Here is a 20347-nt window from a genome sequence, read left to right as displayed (position 1 = left end):
CAGTAGACAGCAAAATTCATTTTATTAAATGAACATAGGTGCAATACTTATTGAACAATTGTTAAAACGGATGTATACTCATTACTTACATCATTAAAGCGCTTCATTGGGGAAGAAATGAAGCAGACGCTTAAAGGAGAAAAGATTACTTTGAAAGCACTATCCAAAGGGCAGACTGCCCTCTTTTTGACGTTTCTAATTTTGATGTGGGGTGTGAACTGGCCGCTGTCCAAATACGGTCTGCAGTACGCTCCACCTATTTTATTCTCGGGCATTCGGACGCTGATCGCTGGCGTGCTGCTGCTGTTTGTAGCGCTGCCCAAGCTGCGTGAACTACGCTGGCGCCAGACCTGGCCAATCTATGTGATCTCGGCAGTGTTGAACATTATCCTGTTCTACGGTTGTCAGACGATCGGTATCGCCTATATGCCTGCCGGACTGTTCTCGGCGATTGTATTCCTGCAGCCGGTACTCGTCGGTATTATGTCCTGGCTGTGGCTGGGTGAGTCCATGAATCCGCTCAAAGCGATCGGTCTGGTACTTGGTTGTGCAGGGGTTGCCACGATCAGTGCAGGCGGATTTACCGGCAGTATCTCGGTGCTTGGCATTGTGCTGGCACTGGCTTCGGCGGTAAGCTGGGGCGTAGGTACCGTCTATGTCAAAAAAGTCGGTGAGCGCGTTGATCCGATCTGGCTCGTTACGATCCAGCTGCTGCTTGGCGGTGTCGTAATGACAGCGGTTGGCAGTGGTACCGAGAGCTGGGCAGATATTACGTGGAACGCGACCTTTATTGGGGTACTGCTGTTTATCTCGATCTTCGCGATTGCACTTAGCTGGCTTTGCTTTTTCCGCCTTGTTGGTTCGGGTGAAGCCAGTACGGTTGGTTCGTACACGTTCCTGATTCCGCTCGTATCGATCATATTGAGCGTAATGTTCATGGGTGAATCCGTGACGGTGAATCTGGTGATCGGACTGGTTCTGATTGTCGTGAGTATTCTGCTGGTTAATCGTACGCCAAAAGCCAAAGTTCCGGCGAATGAGGTACCAACAGCCCCATCCGGCAAAGCGGTCTGATCCAGCAGATTAGGCGCATACTGGGGCAACTGCTATACATGCAGTTGTCCAACATAGATAGCATTTTCTCAATTTCAAAGACCTCCAGATGATGGATTTATCCGTCATCCGGGGGTCTTTTTTGCATGATTGCTTTCAGCAAGACGACTTTCTGTAAAATGACTTCCTATAGATACATCTGCTATAGCATCATTTTCTATAGTATGACTTTGTATGGAAGAACAATCGTCCTTTTTACAGATAAAGCTGAGTAAGGTTATGCACCGCTTTATCGAGAGCAAGCGTGAATTCCTGTCTTTGTTCCAGATCTTTCAGAGTGACGATCTGTGCCTTTACCTCGTCTTCGCCCAGCAGAATGACATAGCGTATGTTCCGGGCATACAGACTGTTCAGCAGTTTGCCCAGCTTGCGTCCGCCTGGCTCGGTCTGTACAGGAATGCCTGCAGCGCGTAGCTGGAGAGCCGTATTCATCACATCCGGCAGTGTATCTCCTATCGGCACAATAACGACAGGAGCCGGTCTGCGAGAAGTGGAGACTTCTCCTACTCCTGCTGGTTCTGTCCGTTCACGGTAGAGAGCCATAATCGATTCCAGACCAAATGATAATCCGATTGCAGGCAGCTCCAATTCTTCCCGATCGGTCAGTTTGTCGATCATGCCGTCATAACGTCCGCCGCTGCCCAGACTGGAAGGGAAAGAACCGGTGACATCGAACAGCTCATATACCGTGCCGGTGTAAAAGGATAATCCGCGCGACAGAAATAGATCGAATTCGCACTGCTGCCCGAGAAATGGCAGTTGATCAAGCAGCTGTTGAAGCTGCTGCACTTCCAGATAACCCGGCGCTTCCGTCAGATTATACATCCGTGCGATACTATTCATCTCCAGCAGCTCAGATGGTCTGCCGATCAGCTCCAGCAGGGCAGTAATGGCGGGCGCAGGCAGCAGCTTGTCCTGCAGTTCTACGGCGACTTCATCTATGGAAATCTTGGCGAGCTTGTCCAGCGTCAGCATGACAGAAGAGAGCATGCCGGATGGAACGCCAAGTGCGCCAAGCACCTCACTCAGGAAGCGGCGATTGTTCCATTTCAGAACGACCGGAATCTCCAATTGTGCAAAAGTCTGCAAAGCGAGCTGGAACAGTTCCAGCTCCGCTTCCGGTCCAGCCAGACCAATAATATCCGCATCGCATTGCCAGAATTCGCGCAGTCGTCCACGCTTGGTTGGTCCATCGCGAAAGACCTTGCCCATTTCAAAGCGGCGGTAGGGCAGCCGAATTCCCGGATTCAGTGCCATCAGCTTGGCCAGCGGCATGGTCAGATCGTAACGCAGTCCGAGTGCACGCTGCCGCTGGTCGCTGAGCTGGTACATCTCTTTGACGATCTCTTCGCCGCCTCCGTATTTCGAGATTAGCCAGCCCATTTCGTTCAGGATAGTCGTATCGGCTTCCTCGTAGTTATACAGTTCAAACTGCCGTTCCAGTAGATTGCGGATAGATCGGCGCAGCCGCTGTTCTTCTCCGATAAAGTCGTGGGTTCCTTTGACATTTTGCATATAAATCAACTCTCCTCTGTGATTGGTGTCGCCGGTAAATCGCTCCAGAACACAAAAAACGCGCAGGACCCCATGGTCCTGCGCGCTCGATATCCCGCAGGGAGGCCAACGCGAAAAGCGCTAGCCACCCTGTAGTTAATTCATACAGAGAGGCTAACGCCTGTGATGATGATGCAGATTTATCGGCAGATCAGTGAATGGGCTTGTCATGATGAAATTATTATCCAGCGCAATGAAATTGGTATTGTTCATCATGATCCCTCCTGATCTCTCATTTGTAGTGTAAATTAGTAGTGATTATATGCCTGCTGACAGTAATTTGCAACTGCTATTTTGGAAAAAGCTGTGATTCATACCAAAATACAAGCTGTTTCTACGATAGAACAATGACTGTTTTATCGTCTTAAAGGACCGAATGGCCGAGTAGTCTATTTACTCCAGCGGCTTCAATAAAAGCTGCTGCTGATTGTTAAACAAACTCGGCGCAATCAATAGCCCCAGCAGAATACTCGTGATAATCGCCGACGTCATCAGGGTGAAGACGATCAGCAGCTGGAATCTCACTGCCGTGATCGGATCAGCGCCGGCGATAATCTGGCCGGTCATCATGCCGGGCAGCTGGACAAGCCCGATTGTCTTCTGTCCGTCGATCGTCGGGATCATACTGGAACGGACAGCGCTTTTGAGTACTGGCAGAATCGCTTGTCTCGGTGTACCGCCCATGGACAGCACGACAATAATCTCGCGCTGGCGCAGCTGGACTTCGGACTTGAGCCGGGTGACGAGGAGGCTGCTCAGTACCATAGAGTTGCCGATAATCATGCCGCTGATCGGGATAATATAGCGGGCATGAGCCGGAATAATCCCGAGCCCCAGCATAATCGCCTGCGTGATAATCTCGACGACGACCAGAGTAGCAAAGATTTTCAGGGTGATCTGTGGAATGTTTTTGCCTTTTTTGGATACATTGAGGGCTGCGACCGTTATCATGAGCAGGACGAACAGACCGACCACCCATAGATTCTCCAGACCGAAAATGGCATTCAGTACATAACCGATAATCAGCAGCTGTACCGCTGCGCGGATCATGGCGATCAGCACGTCCTTTTCCAGTCCTAGCTTAAAGGAGCGGGACAGCACAACCGCCAGCAATACAAAGCAGAGGGACAGACTTAGTGCGAGTATGCTCATGACGATTCCCCCTGTATAAAATGCTGCGCTTCCTCTGTCTGCGGATGTTCGAAAAAGGCGGACGCATCGCCCGCTTCCAACAGCTGACCATCCTGAAGGAACCAGATATGCTGCCCGATCCGCCGGGCCTGCTCCATCTGATGAGTGACCCAGATCAGGGTCGTGCCTTGCTGACGGTTCAGCTCCAGCAGCAGTTGTTCGATGACCCGAACCGAAGAGGGATCGAGCGCAGACGTAATCTCGTCTAGCAGAACGATATCCGGGCGTCCTGCCAGTGTGCGAAGCAGAGCAATCCGCTGCTTCTGACCGCCGGACAGTTCCTGTGCCGGACGCGAGAGCAGGGTGGCTGACAGTTCCGCCTTTTCCAGCCACTCTGCTGGACTGCCGATATCTGTACCGTGCAGCCGCTGGGCAGTCCGCAGATTATCCTCTACAGTTCCTGGCAGCATGGGCGAGTCTTGGAACACCATGCCGACCCGGCGCCGCAGTTCAGTAATGGCCCAGCTATGTATGTCTTTGCCCTGGATATGGATGCTGCCTTCATCGGGAGTGATCAGTAGATTGCACAGAGAGAGCAGAGTACTTTTGCCGGAACCGGAAGGACCAATCAGCGCTGTAATCGAGCCGCTGGCGATCTGGCCGCTGATCTGACGAAGTACTGGAACAGATGCACCTTCCGGGCCAGGAAAATTCTTGCTGACGTTCTGGAATTGCACGGCTGCAGCCGAAGAAATCACGGAATTCATGGGAGATACACCTTTCTGGATTCATAAATAAAAATCGGAATGATCAACAAAGTCGCATAGCATCAGGCTATCCAATCAAGCAGCAGCCCGATCGCTTGCAAATGGATACAGAAGATTGGATAGTCATACTGCCGGCTATCGCTTATTAAACTTATCATGCACCGGATCAGCAGGGAAGCTATCACTGCTCGCTATAAAGTACAGCCAGAATTAAGACAAAGAAAATTCAAGACCACAGCAGTGCTATGTATGCTATAGATCTGGTTGCAGGACGAATCATCTACAAAATGAATCAACGAACGGTCTCATCATACTATATAATATACAGACTTATACTTCAGATACAGACCTATCATTCAGGAGGAGATTGAATGTCATTTTCGATTGTTATTTTTCAGGGACCAAGCGCTTCGGGGAAAAGTACGCTGCAAGCGCGTCTCGGACTGCCTCGTATTGTGACCTGGACTTCACGTGAGCCAAGACCGGGAGAGCAGGATGGACGAGAGTATCATTTTACGACCCGCGAGCAGATGGAGCGGATGCATCAGCAGGGACAGATGCTGGAGATCAATGAATACCGGGGCAATCTGTACGGGACATCGCTGCAATCGCTGGAGCAGGCAGGTGAGCAGGGACAGGCCCGTTCTAGCGTTATGGAAGCGCAGGGCGCCAAGCTGGTCAAGCAGCTGCTCGGAGAGCGCGCACTGCTGATCGGCATCTCTGCCAGTCGTGAGCAGCTGGAGCGGAGACTGGCGGAACGCAATGTGAGTATGGAGGAACAGGAGCTTCGTATGGCTTCTTTTGATGAGGAGATGGCTGCGCTGTCCCAGTGCGATCTGATTATCCGTAATGACGACGGACAGCTGCATACGGCAGAAGCGATTATTGACTGTTTACGTGCAGGACTGGGTGGAATTTAAGCCAGCTCTTTTACTTGAACAGGGTACGTAATAGGTAATCGTGGGCGGTCTCGCAGGATTCTCCTGACCACTTTCCAATGAATTGTTTTACAGCAGTAACTCCATGGCAGTTCGTTCTTTATCCGCAATCTCCAGTAATAGTTGTGACGCTCGTAACAGCTCCTGATCATCTCCCGTGCGGCCTGCCCGGTCGATCGCTGCAGAGACACTGACCCATAGCGGAGCAATATCAGCAAATAAATGGTACGCCAGTTCGATGTGGGGTTCTGCCAGAAGATCGATGCACTCTCTTAAAAAGTCCCGGTACAAGTTGCGGAACAAAGCACCACCGGTTCCTGCCCGCTCCATTAACAAGGCAGTCAGACACAGATCCTGTTCGATATTGCTGCTGCGGGCAAACCAGTTCAGGATTTCACTGCTCATTTTGACGATCCCCTTATTGCCAATATTGCGAATAGGCGGGTTCAGATAGTCCTGTGCATTTTGGGTTAAGGATTTGCGTAGAACAGGCGCGAGCGGAGGAAGCTTACTGACAGGATCAAGGGTAAAAGAACGATTGCGGGAGCTCATAAATCCTTTGGCATTTCGGGCCATGGCCAAACCGGTCAAGCGTGTCTGTGCATGTGCTCCCTGTTGCTCGGTATCTGCCATATAGGCATATTCGTCATCGAATCCATAGAGCACTGCATAATGCCCGGCAAAATGAACGTTATTCGTAAAATAATCCAGGTAGTAAGAGTCTAATTTCAGCCCGACCGGAGTCCCTTGTTCAATATAACGTTGTACATTCTGCCACGCCTTGTCGACAGACGAGGTTTCTTGAATGTTAATATTTAAATTCAGACAGGCAGCAAGATTGGTAGTGAGTACATCCGGTTTTACCCTTCCTCCGATAAAGGGGAAATCCATCGCTTTCGAGTCCCAGTATATGAATCCCAGACCTTGACCGAGCCCAAACAGCATAGGCTCGGACAGATGAACTCCGGCATGCTGCAGCAGATTGCCGATAGCCGTTGTCTCGCAATGTTGACCTAAATAAGGAGTGAACTCTGCAATTACTTTTTCCATAACTTGCATTCCTCCTTTAATCGGATAGCGCCATTACCTCGGCATGAATTACCTGCATTATAGGCCATCTTCGCTGACAACAGTATGTCAGTGTTTTGAGGAAAATGTTCTGAAATCATAACAGTCATACGGGTTCCCCATCAAAGCATCGCTTTTAATTGAAATTTGCGAACGGGTCGGATTACCTGAATACCACAAACAGCAGTGCACTTAATGTGACACTGCTGTTTGGCATGGATTATGCATTTTGTTCCTGTAAAGAATATACGTTGTACTGTTTATTTCCGGCTGCGTTCCTGCAGTTCCAGCCAGATCGCAGCCATATCCATATCGGCTTTGCCGTTTTGTCGGGCTTCGGCAAATGTACGGTCGGCAGCAGCGGCGAGCGGCAGATCAATTCCGTCGCGGCGCGCTTCGTCCATGAGCAGACCGAGGTCTTTGGACAGCAGGCTGATCATGAATGCGGCAGGGAAATCTTCGTTCATCAGCATGTCTTTTTTGGCATTGAGCATTGGAGTGGCTACAGCAGACTGGCCGATCATTTCGATCAGCTGTTCACGCTTCAATCCAGCCTGCTCACCGATGACGAGCGCTTCGCTGATTCCCTGCATCGTAATACCCAGCATCAGATTAATCGACAGCTTGGCCGAGCTGCCTGCACCAACCTCGCCAAAGTGAATCGTATGCTTGCCGAGAATATCAAAATACGGCTGCGCATCCTGTATAGCCTCTGCGCTTCCGCCCGCCAGAATCACGAGCTGTCCCTGCTGCGCAGGAGCGACCGATCCGGATACTGGCGCATCCACATAGACTGCCCCCGCCTCCTGCGTCTGTTGTGCTAGCTCCCGAGCTTCTCCTGGGCTGATTGTACTCATATTGATAATCAGTGTGCCAGGACGAGTCTGGGCGAGAATGCCTTGCTCGCCATTCAGCACCTCGGCGACCGCATCTCCCTTAGTCAGCATAATAAAGACAACTTCTGCCTCAGCAGCTGCCTCTCCTGGAGTAGAATGCAGCACGGCACCATCCTGCTGCAGCGGAGCAGCCTTGTCGGCTGTGCGATTATAGACATGAACGGGGTATCCCGCCTTTAACAGATTGCGGGCCATCGGCAGACCCATATGTCCTGTGCCGATCCATGCGAGATTTTTCATTTGAACGCACTCCTTTGACTGTATAAAGTAAGATGAACTGCATCTCGTGAAGCATTACGGAGAATGCCTCGCTGCTTCCACTAACAGATGCATCATCCGAAAGCTTCTTTTATTTACCCGAAATAGGTTGAGCCGACCTCTGCAGTGTGTAATAAACTACAGAAGCATGCTTATCCCTGCTTGATTGTATCATAACGGATTTCCCTATACGTTGTATAAGCGAGCAGTCCGATTGCTTCTGTGTTTTATACCGTTTATCCGGAGATTAAGCAGTCATCGTGAAGAGAGTCCAAGCCTCTCTATCCTTCGGCTGACAACGATCTATGGAATGAACAGGAAGAAGAAGTTGACTTTGCAAAAACATGTAACTATAATTGTTACATGTAAGCCATTCTTAATGTAATTCATACTAAAATATAAAATAATCCAAATCCAGGGAGGAATTAACCATGAAAATCGCAGTTATCGGAGCAACAGGCAAAGCAGGATCACGTATCGCCGAGGAAGCATTGAGCAGAGGTCATGAAGTTACCGCATTTGTACGCAGCGCAGGCAAAGTGCAAAATGACAAACTGAATGTGGTAGAAAAAGAAGTGACGGATCTGACGACAGCAGATGTACAGGACTTCGAAGTACTGGTGAATGCATTTGGTACACCGGATGCCGAGCAGCATGTAGTCGTAGGTCGTCATCTGATCGATATATTGAAAGGTGCATCCAATACCCGTCTGATCGTTGTTGGCGGCGCGGGCAGTCTGTATGTAGATGATGCGCATACAACTCGCCTCGTAGACACACCGGACTTCCCGGATGCTTACAAACCAACAGCAACCAACCAGGGCAAAAACCTGGAAGACCTCAAACAATCGTCCGGCATCAAATGGACATTTGTCAGCCCAGGTGCATTCTTTGACCCTGCAGGCCCACGTACCGGCACGTACAAACTGGCAGGTGAGCAGCTGACAGTGAACAGCGAAGGCAACAGCTACTCCAGCTATGCAGACTATGCAATTGCTATCGTGGACGAAGCGGAAAAAGCTGCTCATGTGAACGAGCGGATTAGCGTGGTAACCGAAGCGAAGTAATGACTCGGACGAGTCGGCAAAAATTCGGCTGAGTATTAAGCGGCTGTCCCCAGTGCGCATCTATTCTGATGAGTGTTGCAGCTAAATCCAGTATGCTTCGATCTCGCTGTTTTGCCGAATTGTAAAATGACAAACTAAAAAGCCCTGCTTGGCGATCATGAGGATGACTCTGACGCTAGGCAGGGCTTTTGATGATGTGGACCAATTGTTACAAATAACAAATCAATAGGCTATAGGAGTTTTACCTTTAAGACATAGACATAGATGAGCAAGGGGAAACGAACGAGAACTAAGGCATATCAGCCAATCTTTCTTTTTTCTGCGTTTCTTTTGGTGAACGTTACCAGCACCGGAGCATAAATGCAGAACGTGAGCCACCAGATTATGCTGTCCGGCAGCAGGGGATGGCTATCACTGCGCCATATGACGACCATAAGAAAAGCCAGATTCATCACCAGATATATGTAGTCATATTTGCGTTTTTCCGGTGGAAACAGGGGTGCCAGTGCTACATAAGCAAGCTGTCCAATCATAAAAATAGTCCAGTGCATACAGACCCTCCTTTATTCCCAGTCTATCGAACATGGTTTCCTGATGCAAACCGGCAGACAGTTACTGACCCTGCATGAACGGAAATGGTATGGCCGTGGATAGGCTCCAAAATGTATTATGATTACCATTTGATGGTAATATAAAAGTACTGTTGTCCTATAGCATTGCCCATACCGATACAGTCTGCATTTTGCGTCTACGGATCCCGTTATTGTGAACGATCTTCAAGCGAATTGAACAGGGAGGAAAGCATGAACAAACCAAAAATAAAAAACAGGATCGCGATAATCGTGATCGTACTAATCGTACTGCTTCCTATACTCTACATACAGGTAAATAAACTGGTCTACGCACAGCGGGTCAAGGAGTATCTGATTGAACAAAAGCATTATAGTGAGGCGGAGATCGCTTCTGTAAAAGGAGTCTGGGGTAAAAAACTGCCGCCTTTTTATGTCAAAGTCATATTTGCGGATGAACCTTACGCTACGTATATTTACTATGCGCATCGTCCGGTGATGCAAGCGGATGTATGGCCGACAGGAGCCGAGAATCCTCGTCCCGCAGCCAGTCCACCGCTCCAACATCTGGAAAAATAAACAAGCTGTAAATTTTTCACAAATACATAGCATTCCCACAAAAAACCATATATAATGATTGAAAAACAATTCCGATCAGAATTATAGGGAATGGTGAAATGATATGGTAAAGCACATCAAAGGGATACCCTCTGTTAAAAAAGCGGTATATGATCTGATCGCTTCCCGGCGGGATATTGCCAAAGCGGATATTATGGAGCATTTTCGGCTGACAAGCAGCAGTCTGACCCGTCTGCTGGACGAGATGACGCGTGAAGGCTGGATTATGGAATCCGGCTTTGGGCAGTCTACAGGCGGTCGGCGGCCGATTTTGTATCAAATCAATGCCGGTGCACGGTATATTCTGGGACTGGATATTTCGCGGATCTATTCGGTGCTGGGTCTGTACGATATGGAGATGAAGCCGCTGGAGTTGCTGCGCTGGAATATGGATGAGCAGATGACTCCGCAGCGGCTGGTTGAACATGTGGGACGGCAGACGCATGAACTGCTGCTCCGCCATCAGCTGGACCGGGAACAGGTTATAGGTATGGGCGTGGGAGCTGTAGGACCACTCAGTCGGGAGCAGGGACGAATCCTGAATCCGCTCTATTTTGCCGCGCCGGGCTGGAACGATGTGCCGCTGCGCAGCTGGCTGGAGGAGGCAACCGGTCTGCCCGTGATTCTGGAAAATGGAGCAAATACAGCGCTGATCGGTGAACACTGGATGGTACGCAGTGAGAATATCCGGCATATGCTGTATGTACATATAGGGACGGGACTGCGCTCGGCGATGATGTCCAATGGCCGGATTGTGCATGGTGCAGTAGATATGGAAGGTTCGATCGGGCAGATGATTATCCAGACAGACGGTCCGCGTCTGCATGGCAGCGGCAACTACGGGGCACTGGAAGCTTTTGCTTCGGTGCAGGCGGTTGAGCAGCAGGTACGTGCGCGCAGCAAAATGAGCCGTGAGCAGTGGACGGGAGGAAGTCTGGCGCTGAAGCCGGAGGCAATCAACTTTACCACGATCGTTCAGGCGCTGGATTCGGGCAATGAGTATGTACGCGAGATTTTCGCACAGTCTGCTGCCTATATGGGCATCGGGCTTGCCAACCTGATCAATGTGCTGCATCCCGAGCATATTATTCTGGGCGGCGTGATGATCAGCGCCAATGATCTTTTTTACAATACAGCGATAGCGGTAGCCGAGCAGAATATTTATTATTCAGACAGCTACCAGCCGGAGTTCTCGCGCGGGATTCTGCAGGAGACAGCGGTCTCGACCGGTGCTGCGGTGATGGTATGGAATGAGATGGATATTTGACCGTTGTCAGGAAAATAGAGCATCATCCGCTCCTTGTCTGATCTAGCGTAGAATTGTCCTATTTAGCGAAGAAAAGTGAACTTGAAAATGAGCCTAATGTAAATAGCCCGAGTGCCATTCTCTGATATATTCAAAGAATGACACTCGGGCTATTATGGTTGGAATTGAGAAATACTATCTAATTTGGCTTAGAGATACATAGATATATACGAATCTATTTCTAAAGAGAAGAAGATTCATACACACGCAAGCCGAGCCTACCAGCAACAATCATTGCTTCAGCTGGTTCAGGATCATTGGGTCCTTGATTTTGGTATCCTGTGCCAGCATGACGATTTTGGAAAGAATCTCCGCTGTACGTGGATCTTCATCCATAAACGGCAGGAAGATTCGTCCGCGGTGCTGGGAATGTACAGGCAGTATATTCAGTGCACCTGCAGCCTGCTTGTATACGATGGCGCTGCCGAGATGGACACTGTATGTGCCAAGACTGCCTTCAATAAGCGCATGATTCTTGTCGATTTGGACATTGTTAATCTTCATCAGTCGAAGCGACTCTTCCACAATAGCCCGGCGCATCTCTATGGTGGACAGGCTGGCTTCCGGATCAACACCGCCGACATGGGCGACACTCACCGCCAGATCCATATCCCGCATGACCTCGGAGAACAGTACAGTTGGAACCTGTTCGAGAGGTACTGGTTTGTAGGTCGTCCGGTCGTGGAACTGTACCGTCTCCAGTGTTGGAGCTTCGGTATCTGCTGGAGAGAACCAGTCTGCCATTGCATAGACGCTGGCGATCAGATTATTCCGGTAATCGACCTTTTGCAGTCCTTCTTCATAGCTGACTGTCCAGCCGCGTCCACGCAGCAGAGCTACTGTTTTGTTCGGCTGCACCTGATGTCCGGCATAGCGCCGGGATACGATGCCATTGGATTTTTCATCCTCATTGAGCACATACAGCTCCCGGAATACCTGTTTGAAAGGCTCCCGACTGCGCTGATCCATTCGTTCGCGCTGCTCGGCATAGAACTGGTGCTCGATCAGATCACGTTGGAACAAAGACCACTGTCCGCTCTCGTATAGATGAAGCGGATGAGCGATAAACACTTCATCCTCCGGCATCAGCGGATGCTGGATATAATCGGTCATTGCGGCTGGAGCAGTGCCGGCATCAGTCGTATTCGGATTGCTGCTGGCACTGGATTCGGCAGAACTTGCTCCGGCTGCTTGTGGTTGAAGCAGCGAGGAGGCTTCTTGGTTGATATAGCCCAGATGCTTACCACTGCGGAAGACAAGAGAACGGAACAGCGGCGATAGCACCGGATTCTGCTGAAGCCGGCTCAGCTCTGCTGCGGTGAATGACGTTTGATTCACCATGGAGCGTTCCAGCTCGCTGCGTGCACGCCGGTATTGATTGGTCAGCTCGGTCTTCAGTTCTTTGAGCCGGACGATATATTCATTTTTGTTCAGGCGGGAAGGGACGGACTTGAGCGGCTTGCCGCTTTTGACCGCTGTCAGGCTGGTTTTGCCTTCTGTATCAATCTCCAGCTGAACATACAGTTCGTCCTCAATCTCATGTGGTTCAAAATAAACGAGCAGTTCATCCACCTTGCGTGCTTCCATATCCCAGGTCAGGCGGGTGACGTCTGCGTAACCGGCATTACGTGCCAGATTATCGAGAGCAATCGTAGAAGCAGCCGCTTCACTGGTACGACGCTGGGCACCGAAGCTTTTACTTTCCTTGAGGAACTGCTGGACGAATTCATAGCGTCCGCGGATATCCTGTTCCCGCTGCTCTGTTGATAGTGGGATTAGCGTATAGGATAGCAGCTGATCTTTGTTGCGCTTGGCTGCGACGTTCTGACGGGTCTGCTCCAAGTTGAGTTTGCCGAGTACAGCATCGGCGAACAGCTGGCTTCGTCTGTGGTTTGAGCCTGCCGAGATATATTTGGCTGCATCATACAACAGCTTGAAACGCTCTGCTCCCAGCTCATGATAAGCCCGTTGGAACCAGTTCAGATCGAATGCGCCATCATTGAACTCCTGTGGAGTGATCGGCGAATAGTGGGCGACGATCGTTTCCTTTTCGGCAGAGAATGTCTCATTGATATGCGCGTGGAAGTACCAGGCTGCACTGCGCAGTCCCTGCCAGTTCAAATGGGCAGCGATAATCTCGATCCATTGTGGGGCATACATTGCCGCTTCCAGCAGCCGCTTGTCACTGATCGGATAAGTCTTCAGCATGTCGTCCAGCGTCTGTTCATTCTCGCCTTCGAGCGGGTAGTTATTTTTCAGCAGATGGCTGAATGTCTCTTTCTTGGTGGAATTACCATAGCTGTATATATAGCCCCGGATAAAGGTTTCTTTTTGCAGATTCGACAAAATAGACAGGAAATACTTCATTCCATCGATACGCTGGATCGACATAGTCAGAGGGGTAACCTCGGTTGGCAGTTCTCCGCGCTGCATTTCAATATCCAGAATACGTGCAATCGCCTGTTCCGCGAGCGGACGAATACTCGGGAAGCGATTCACCAGATTATACTGGCTGGTAGGACTGGTGATCAGCCGCATAAAGTCACGGGCTTGATAGCCAATCAGCATCTGCTTGTACAGTTCATTATCCTGGATAATGTTCATATCATACATTCGGGCGTAATCTTCCGGTGCCAAATGAGTATAGGATATCGAATGAATATCCAGCGGCAGAAAATTATACAGCGTATGGAAGCGACGACGTGCGGAATCTTCGTTATATGACCGGCTGCGCAGCAGATTGATCCATGGATCGGCCAGCAGTACCAGCGTGCCGCCATCCGGCTCCAGATGATCCGCCGGGAAGTTTTGCATCAGATAGTTTAGCGCCAGGTGAGCCATATCGAATACTTCTTCTTTGCGGCTGTCTTCCAGATAAGCGACCAGCAGGTTGTCGATCTGCTGTTGGTAGGGCAGACGATCATACCAGTCTCGGATCTCGATCATTTGCTCTACCGGATAAAGGGAACGGATAAACTCTCCGCGCCAGCCTTCCAGCAGCTGATGCTTGTCCAGCTGGTTGTACTCCATGGCATGGGAGAAATAACGGTACAGCTGCTGCAGACTCTGATCCAGGCGTTCCGGTTGTGTATACAAAGCGATCTGCATGACAGCCAGATTGTCCATACCGCTCTGCTCCAGATACTGCTGCCACAGCGCGGTCAGCGGATAGCGTTCCAGTACTTTGGAAGTATCTTCATCATCGGCTACCCAATTGTTGTAAGAGAGCGGCTGAAGCTTGTTGCCGATCAGCAGGGTTTCTTTGTAATTATTGTAGTATTCGACCTCATATTCATGCTCGCGGTGCTCATGAATCAGGTCATTCAATCCTTGAAGGAATGATCTGATTGGCTCGGATCCCAGTGTGAACACCTGTGTCTTCATATCAAAAGTAGCTGTGCTCGGCGGTATCTGCAGCCATTCTTCGACCAGATTCGGATCGCATAACCCGTAGCCATTGGCTGTCGTATATTCGGCTGCCTGTCCCAGCTTCGCCAGCAGTGTCTTCTCCTTGGCAGTCGGATGGGTAAGTGATTCGGCCATTACGGTCAGCCGTTCATACTGATCCTGACGTTCGGGCTGGCTTTGCAGCTCTGTGATCGTTTCCAGTGCAGCCAGCCGCTGCAATTCACTTTTGCTGCCCAGCAGTCTCGCAACAACAGGCTCAAGCAATTCTCCAGGCTGGCGCAGCAGCAGCTGAATTGCACTCTGACGCAGTGAGCCGGTTTTTAGCTTGAGCAGATCTTCGATCAATCGGAGTTCCGCATCGGTTAATACAAAAGTTTTGGCCAGTTTCAGTGCAGTTTCCCGGTTGGACATACTCTTGTCGGTCAGGGATGCAAAAATAAATTGGCGCTGCTCAGGATCATTACTATCCTTGATCACATATTGAAGCAGAGTGCCGCGCAGATCTGCGCTCATCCGATCCTTGAGCTGCAGAATCTCGCCGATCAGCTGTGCATCCATGTCATATGCAGCCAGATAGATCAGCTTATGGATCAGCCGGTCGGATGAATACTGAATCGTGATACCATCGAGAACGCTGGAGGAGAAGCTGATATCACGCTCGGACAGTCCGAGATAAATATCCCTGATCCGGTTGAAATCCTGCACCCTGTCTGCTTTTTCTTCCAGCAAAGAAGTCTGGGGAACCCGCAGTACACGCTCCGATTCAGTGACGCTGCTGACAAAATCCCAGGTATATTCGCATTCATAAGCATAGTTGTCCAATACCCAGTACAGCAGCTCTCCATCCTGTTCCTGTAGATGAGGACGGGCCATACGCAGGCGCAGTTCCTTGTTCTGGCTGTTGCTGAGCACATACAGAGCAACGATCTTCTGGTAGCGGACACCGGTATCCATCAGATACTGAATCCGGTCATACAGTTCCTGTTCTTCATGGACCGCAGTCGCCCACAGGCTGATATATACTTTGTTGGCATTCTCGTCGGTCAGCCATTCATGGCGAAGCGAGCTGTCCGTCAGCGCTTCATACGTCTGACGGATCAACTGTCCCGTAACCCGTGTATTCGCCGATTCAAGCGGCATGCCTATCCATGTACCAAGGGCTCTGACGATAGCACTGTAGCGGATCAGATCATGCTGCAGAATAGTATCTATCAGCATGATGGAAGCTTCAAGGGTCCCCTGATCCAGTGTCTCGGTGATCGACTGGCGCAGACCTTCCTGCAGCCGGGCAGCTACCAATAGCTCGCTGATCATCCGGTAAGCTTCGGTACGGTGCGACATCAGTATGCCCAGAATGATGTCGTAAGAGAGCAGTGCTGCCTGATTATCTCCATAAATGATATCGTGCAATGCCTGCATCACCTGTGCATTATCCTGATCCAGCTCATAGGCAATCAGATCGGACAGTGCTTCCTGATTCAACCGGTAGTCGCCCAATAGTTCATAATTGCGTTGGGTCAGCATGGTCATCAGGTCAAAGCCAAAACCATGCATTGATATCAGGGAAGCCATTTTGTCGAGAATTCGTTCCTTATGTAGTGTGATATCCTTTGTACGGTAGGGACGACGGTTATATCCTGTGCTGTAAGGATATTCGACCGCATGGGCGGTAATATACCGGAATATGCCGGCAGTCCGTTCATCTGCCAGTGTCGCTACCATACCTATCAGTGGTTCATACAGGGAGTCCGGGTTGCCATCTTGGACGAGCTGCTCCAGGCACTGCATCAGCCGGGCAATCTCCTCCTGCTGATTATGTATATATCTGCTGGCGCACAGCTTCGCACAGCTGTCTGCAAGTTCATGTAATGGCTCCGGTACGCCGGCTGCGAGACGTTCGATCCGGCTGAGATGCTGCTTGTATAGTTCATTCATATCCTTCATTATTTCATTCTCCTTTCCATAATGGGTATTACCACACGCGTCCTGCCAGCATGGTCAGCCGGATAAAAGCAGCCTCATCTCCTTCAGCCAGCTCGATATGTTCGTCCAGCCCGGTGACTTCTTCCTCGCGCAGAAATACTTTGTATAATCCATCTTCAAAAGCCAGTAGTGCCGTCTCTACAGCCTGCTGTTCTTCCGGTATTCGTTCATCACGAATCAGCTGGAAACCGACTTTGCCTACTTCGGCCTGCTCTTTGATTGCCTCGGCAGTCAGATAGGGGATAAATGAAGTGTCAGTCTGTTTTTCCTTGAATTCCCGTACATTTTGTTCGACGATGCAGGTGATAAGCTCCCGCAGCGTTGCAGGCGTACCGGCAAGCTGAAGCGGCTGACGGGTAAGCCAGTTTTTGCGGCGGCCCAGACTTTTGACCGTGATATAAATCAGCATGGCTGTCCTCCTCGATCGAAATATATCTTTTATGATACACCAATAACCCAAGCATATCATAATAGGAAAAAGGGAACAAATGTTCCTTTTTGATGACTGAAATATAAAAGCACTAAAAAAGCCCTCCAGCAAAATCAGCTTCGATTTTGGGGAGGGCTGTTGTATTCAGTATGAAAAAAATAATGGCAGAGGATCAGCTGTGAAGCACAGCGTATGCTTCCTGCAGTACATTCTGCGAAGGCATATTGCTGAGATTCTTCGGTACGATATGCACCGAAATTTTGCTGTTTAGTGCTTCCTTAACCTGCGAAGCAATTTGCTTCTCACCACTGAGAATGATTTCTTCCCATTGATGTTCACGGGCCATGCGTTCAATAATCGGAGTTAACCGTTTGATCCAGCGTGGGCGAATAACCTCCCACGGCTCCGAATAATTCTCGCGCTGTTTGTTGGATGCAGATTTCAGATCGCTGGTACTTGTGCTTGGACGTTCCCGGAATTCATCATTGATCATATCCCATTCATAGTAATACTCCGCATTGATCTCACAGAGCAGACTGTCCAGAACGGTTACGGTATCATTGCTCAACTGCACAATTCCGGCAGCCGGGCAGCGTGACATCAGGGCTTGCAATTCTTCCAGATGCGGCTCGGACTCAAAATAAAAAGCATTGGGCACGCCAGTCTGTATCTTTTCGCAGAAGAATAATCCTCCGGATGAATCGGCGACGATGATCAGACCTTTTTTCATCTCGGTACGGCTGTTTTCCACCTTTTCCTCGACTTTGGCCTGAAGCTCCATCAGCATATCCAGGTATCTTGGTTCTTCTCCAGCTTGCGTATACTCGGCGAGCTTTTTGAAACCGTTCTTGAGGCGTATTTTCCATTCCGGCTGGGTGTTGGCAGTTGGCTCAGTGTTCAGATAGATCGTCAGGAAACGTTCTGCCGATTGGGCAGAGTACTTCTGAAGTGCTTTCCAATTTTCCATAAATCCCATTGCAGTACCTCCTCAAAGAGAGTTCCTTTGTCTTTACCCTTATGGACAGACCTCCAAACTTTCCTTTACAATTTTTTTACAATAATTTCAAAAAAACATCATCCAAACCTCCCTTTTATCCGTTAATTAATATATAATTATCCTAGTAATAGGAAATAAGAAAAGTTCGCTGCTATGCTGTATTAGACTTCTCAATGCTCTTTTCCTTATATACTTGTATAACCAAGTATATTTTCGCTCATAAATTTGTGTTTTTTATTCGATGACACAATAAGGAGAATGCTGACATGAAAGATCATCATGAACAACAAAAAAGAAGACGGATCATTCATGCCCCCGCAGCGAAAATCGCTGGAGCGGGTATTCTGGTTGTAACCTGTGTGATGGCACCGACTGCCTGGCCAGCGTCCGGTTCTGATCATATCGCTCATGCGGCCAGCTCTCCGGCAGTAACGGTTACCCAGCAGTCAACTTCTGCTGGAACGAATGATGTATCGGTTGGTATTCCAACAGGCCCCCCTATCAGCATCGATGAACTGCCAGAGGCCGAGATTGCATCGAATATCGAGTATGTTACCGGCTTATTGGTGAGCAATCAACCAGGAGGCAAGCTGCCGGTCAGTCTGACAGTAGCCCGTGAGACCAATGAGTCTGCCTGGATGAAGGATCGTCTGACGATAGGGCCCAAAGAAGCGGCGTTAACTGCCGATATGCTGCGCAAAGACGGTGGTAATATGGGAGTTTTTCATATGCCGGAAGCGGACAAAACCGAAGTCGCTGATCTGTATTTTAGTATGACGCAGCGTGCCGCTCAGATCCTGTCCACCTCCAAGCAGGGAATGGATGTACAGGCATTGTACGCCAAGCTGCAGCTTCCGCCTTCACGGGTATCTTCCCTCCAGGAAGACCTTAATGTGCAGCTGCATACCGATCATGGAGCAGAACGCCCGGCAGGCGCACAGAGTACACCGCTCGGTATTGAGACAGCGGATACTTCCGGACAGGTATGGGTCACACTCCCTTTGGAAAATGCGGCGCTGAGCTCTACCCAGATGAACCGGCTCAAAGTATATGCCAAATACCCGGATGGTACAGCAGGCTATGTTCAGGCTGCACTGACTTCCTATAACGAAAAATATAAGCACGGCATGAAGTTTGCTCTGCCCAAATCCGGACAATATACGATCATCCTGCCTGCTTCTTCCAAAAAGTAATCGATTCCATCCATAATGAGCAATATTATGATCCATCAGACAGGGAATAAAAATATCCAAAGAGCTGTCCCTGTCTGCCGGCAGCTCTACATATCTGTCATGCCGACAAGAGGGAAGATAATGCAGCATATTTGCCAACAATGCGAATATGCTGTTTGTCGTCTCTATATCCCGGCAAACCGATTGGGAAAATAACAAATGATAGTTGACTGGATCAGTAGATATCTCTATACTAGTTATTGTTATTAAAAGTAAGTATGTTATGAATAGTTGCGAATTCAGGAGGAAGAAATAGATGAATAAAGAGCAAAGAAAACAGGAAATTCTGGCAGCGTACGAGTCCAGACATGCGACAAAGGCATTTGACCCGGAACAAAAGATCTCGGAAGATGATTTTGAATTTATTCTGGAGACCGGACGTCTGTCACCAAGCTCCGTAGGTTCCGAACCGTGGAAATTTGTGGTCATTCAAAATATGGAACTGCGTGAAAAACTTCGTGCAGTTACCTGGGGTGCACAGGGACAGTTGCCAACAGCGAGTCACTTTGTTGTAATCCTGGCCCGCAAAAACGTACGTTATGACTCTGCTTATCTGCGTGAGCAAATGGTCGAAGTGAAGCAAATGCCGGAAGAAGTATTCAATCAGGCATTGGGTCGCTACAGAGAATTCCAGGAAAAAGATCTGAACCTGCTGGAAAGTGAACGCGCTTTGTTCGACTGGGCATCCAAGCAGACATATATCGCGCTGGGTAACATGATGACCGCAGCAGCAGAGATCGGTATCGATTCCTGTCCGATCGAAGGATTCCATATGGAATCCGTCGAGAAAATTCTGGGCGATGAAGGTCTGCTGGAAAACGGCGAATTCGGCGTTAGTGTAATGGCTGCTTTTGGTTACCGTACAGAAAAGGGTCTTCGTCCAAAAGCACGCAGAACCAAAGAACAGGTTGTGCAGTGGATTAACTAATCCATTTCCAGACATGCCATATACCAAAACCGTGGAATAACAAAAAAGAGGACATCCGTTTTAAACTGTACCCTTTGTAAAGGA

16 protein-coding genes are annotated in these 20347 nt (G+C 49.4%); 7 read left to right on the top strand and 9 right to left on the bottom strand.

Annotated elements, in window-relative coordinates; all coding sequences use genetic code 11:
• The first annotated feature begins 150 nt into the window (after positions 1-150).
• The gene (locus H065_RS26415; RefSeq protein WP_046227759.1) at positions 151-1074 is read left to right on the top strand and encodes a DMT family transporter; all 924 of its coding nucleotides are present in this window, start codon (positions 151-153) and stop codon (positions 1072-1074) included.
• Positions 1075-1308: 234 nt separating this feature from the next.
• Here the strand turns inward: H065_RS26415 and hisS are convergent, their stop codons facing one another.
• From hisS to H065_RS0119410, 3 genes are all read right to left on the bottom strand, one after another.
• Entirely contained in the window at positions 1309-2628 is a 1320-nt protein-coding gene (gene hisS, locus H065_RS0119425; RefSeq protein WP_017814753.1) for a histidine--tRNA ligase, read from the bottom strand.
• 432 nt (positions 2629-3060) lie between these two features.
• Positions 3061-3819, bottom strand: a complete 759-nt coding sequence (locus H065_RS0119415) for an ABC transporter permease (RefSeq protein ID WP_017814751.1) — start codon at positions 3817-3819, stop codon at positions 3061-3063.
• A complete protein-coding gene (locus H065_RS0119410; RefSeq protein WP_017814750.1) occupies positions 3816-4565 on the bottom strand; it encodes an ABC transporter ATP-binding protein in 750 nt (249 codons plus the stop codon). Before H065_RS0119410 ends, H065_RS0119415 begins: the two co-directional genes overlap by 4 nt.
• Positions 4566-4936: 371 nt before the next feature.
• Here H065_RS0119410 and H065_RS0119405 point away from each other — a divergent pair, with 371 nt between their 5' ends.
• Positions 4937-5485: a guanylate kinase gene (locus H065_RS0119405; protein ID WP_017814749.1), complete on the top strand. Its 549-nt coding sequence runs from the start codon at positions 4937-4939 to the stop codon at positions 5483-5485.
• A gap of 87 nt (positions 5486-5572) precedes the next feature.
• Here the strand turns inward: H065_RS0119405 and H065_RS0119400 are convergent, their stop codons facing one another.
• Together H065_RS0119400 and H065_RS0119395 are read right to left on the bottom strand one after the other, a co-directional pair.
• Positions 5573-6553 carry a BtrH N-terminal domain-containing protein gene (locus H065_RS0119400; RefSeq protein WP_017814748.1) on the bottom strand — a complete coding sequence of 327 codons (981 nt, stop codon included), beginning with the start codon at positions 6551-6553 and terminating at the stop codon, positions 5573-5575.
• A 278-nt stretch (positions 6554-6831) separates the two neighbouring features.
• Positions 6832-7707, bottom strand: a complete 876-nt coding sequence (locus H065_RS0119395; protein WP_017814747.1) for an NAD(P)-dependent oxidoreductase — start codon at positions 7705-7707, stop codon at positions 6832-6834.
• A gap of 449 nt (positions 7708-8156) precedes the next feature.
• Between H065_RS0119395 and H065_RS0119390 the strand changes: the two genes are divergently transcribed.
• On the top strand, positions 8157-8792 hold the full coding sequence (locus H065_RS0119390; protein WP_017814746.1) for an NAD(P)-dependent oxidoreductase: 636 nt from the start codon (positions 8157-8159) through the stop codon (positions 8790-8792).
• A 299-nt stretch (positions 8793-9091) separates the two neighbouring features.
• Here the strand turns inward: H065_RS0119390 and H065_RS0119385 are convergent, their stop codons facing one another.
• The gene (locus H065_RS0119385) at positions 9092-9343 is read right to left on the bottom strand and encodes a hypothetical protein (protein WP_017814745.1); all 252 of its coding nucleotides are present in this window, start codon (positions 9341-9343) and stop codon (positions 9092-9094) included.
• 252 nt (positions 9344-9595) lie between these two features.
• Between H065_RS0119385 and H065_RS0119380 the strand changes: the two genes are divergently transcribed.
• Both H065_RS0119380 and H065_RS0119375 read left to right on the top strand, forming a co-directional pair.
• Complete coding sequence (locus H065_RS0119380; RefSeq protein WP_017814744.1) at positions 9596-9940, top strand: DUF3139 domain-containing protein; 345 nt, start codon at positions 9596-9598, stop codon at positions 9938-9940.
• 103 nt (positions 9941-10043) lie between these two features.
• Positions 10044-11246 (top strand): ROK family protein, encoded by a 1203-nt coding sequence (locus H065_RS0119375; RefSeq protein WP_017814743.1) that lies wholly within the window; start codon positions 10044-10046, stop codon positions 11244-11246.
• Positions 11247-11516: 270 nt separating this feature from the next.
• Here H065_RS0119375 and H065_RS0119370 read toward each other — a convergent pair whose 3' ends face one another.
• From H065_RS0119370 to H065_RS0119360, 3 genes are all read right to left on the bottom strand, one after another.
• Entirely contained in the window at positions 11517-16637 is a 5121-nt protein-coding gene (locus H065_RS0119370; protein WP_017814742.1) for a DUF4132 domain-containing protein, read from the bottom strand.
• A 28-nt stretch (positions 16638-16665) separates the two neighbouring features.
• Positions 16666-17085 carry a hypothetical protein gene (locus H065_RS0119365; RefSeq protein ID WP_017814741.1) on the bottom strand — a complete coding sequence of 140 codons (420 nt, stop codon included), beginning with the start codon at positions 17083-17085 and terminating at the stop codon, positions 16666-16668.
• 193 nt (positions 17086-17278) lie between these two features.
• Entirely contained in the window at positions 17279-18082 is an 804-nt protein-coding gene (locus H065_RS0119360; RefSeq protein WP_017814740.1) for a VLRF1 family aeRF1-type release factor, read from the bottom strand.
• A 287-nt stretch (positions 18083-18369) separates the two neighbouring features.
• On the opposite strand from H065_RS0119360, the gene H065_RS0119355 reads away from it, so the two are divergent.
• Both H065_RS0119355 and H065_RS0119350 read left to right on the top strand, forming a co-directional pair.
• Positions 18370-19296, top strand: coding sequence for a hypothetical protein (locus tag H065_RS0119355; protein WP_017814739.1), 927 nt, complete (start codon positions 18370-18372; stop codon positions 19294-19296).
• Between the two features lie 295 nt (positions 19297-19591).
• Entirely contained in the window at positions 19592-20263 is a 672-nt protein-coding gene (locus tag H065_RS0119350; protein WP_017814738.1) for an NAD(P)H-dependent oxidoreductase, read from the top strand.
• The last annotated feature ends 84 nt before the right edge of the window (positions 20264-20347 follow it).

Origin of the sequence: Paenibacillus shenyangensis, assembly GCF_000346635.1 — a bacterium.
Taxonomy (GTDB): Bacteria; Bacillota; Bacilli; order Paenibacillales; family Paenibacillaceae; genus Saccharibacillus; species Saccharibacillus dauci.
Note: the sequence above shows the minus strand (reverse complement) of the source record. Positions and strands in the feature narration are given on the sequence as shown.

Bases quoted from the DNA above. Each gene is read 5' to 3' on its own strand.
- H065_RS0119395 (WP_017814747.1), bottom strand. From the start codon at position 7,707: ATGAAAAATCTCGCATGGATCGGCACAGGACATATGGGTCTGCCGATG.
- H065_RS0119400 (WP_017814748.1), bottom strand. From the start codon at position 6,553: ATGGAAAAAGTAATTGCAGAGTTCACTCCTTATTTAGGTCAACATTGC.
- H065_RS0119385 (WP_017814745.1), bottom strand. From the start codon at position 9,343: ATGCACTGGACTATTTTTATGATTGGACAGCTTGCTTATGTAGCACTG.
- H065_RS0119365 (WP_017814741.1), bottom strand. From the start codon at position 17,085: ATGCTGATTTATATCACGGTCAAAAGTCTGGGCCGCCGCAAAAACTGG.
- hisS (WP_017814753.1), bottom strand. From the start codon at position 2,628: ATGCAAAATGTCAAAGGAACCCACGACTTTATCGGAGAAGAACAGCGG.
- H065_RS0119380 (WP_017814744.1), top strand. From the start codon at position 9,596: ATGAACAAACCAAAAATAAAAAACAGGATCGCGATAATCGTGATCGTA.
- H065_RS0119360 (WP_017814740.1), bottom strand. From the start codon at position 18,082: ATGGGATTTATGGAAAATTGGAAAGCACTTCAGAAGTACTCTGCCCAA.
- H065_RS0119375 (WP_017814743.1), top strand. From the start codon at position 10,044: ATGGTAAAGCACATCAAAGGGATACCCTCTGTTAAAAAAGCGGTATAT.
- H065_RS0119390 (WP_017814746.1), top strand. From the start codon at position 8,157: ATGAAAATCGCAGTTATCGGAGCAACAGGCAAAGCAGGATCACGTATC.
- H065_RS0119350 (WP_017814738.1), top strand. From the start codon at position 19,592: ATGAATAAAGAGCAAAGAAAACAGGAAATTCTGGCAGCGTACGAGTCC.
- H065_RS0119405 (WP_017814749.1), top strand. From the start codon at position 4,937: ATGTCATTTTCGATTGTTATTTTTCAGGGACCAAGCGCTTCGGGGAAA.
- H065_RS0119370 (WP_017814742.1), bottom strand. From the start codon at position 16,637: ATGAAGGATATGAATGAACTATACAAGCAGCATCTCAGCCGGATCGAA.
- H065_RS0119355 (WP_017814739.1), top strand. From the start codon at position 18,370: ATGAAAGATCATCATGAACAACAAAAAAGAAGACGGATCATTCATGCC.
- H065_RS0119415 (WP_017814751.1), bottom strand. From the start codon at position 3,819: ATGAGCATACTCGCACTAAGTCTGTCCCTCTGCTTTGTATTGCTGGCG.
- H065_RS0119410 (WP_017814750.1), bottom strand. From the start codon at position 4,565: ATGAATTCCGTGATTTCTTCGGCTGCAGCCGTGCAATTCCAGAACGTC.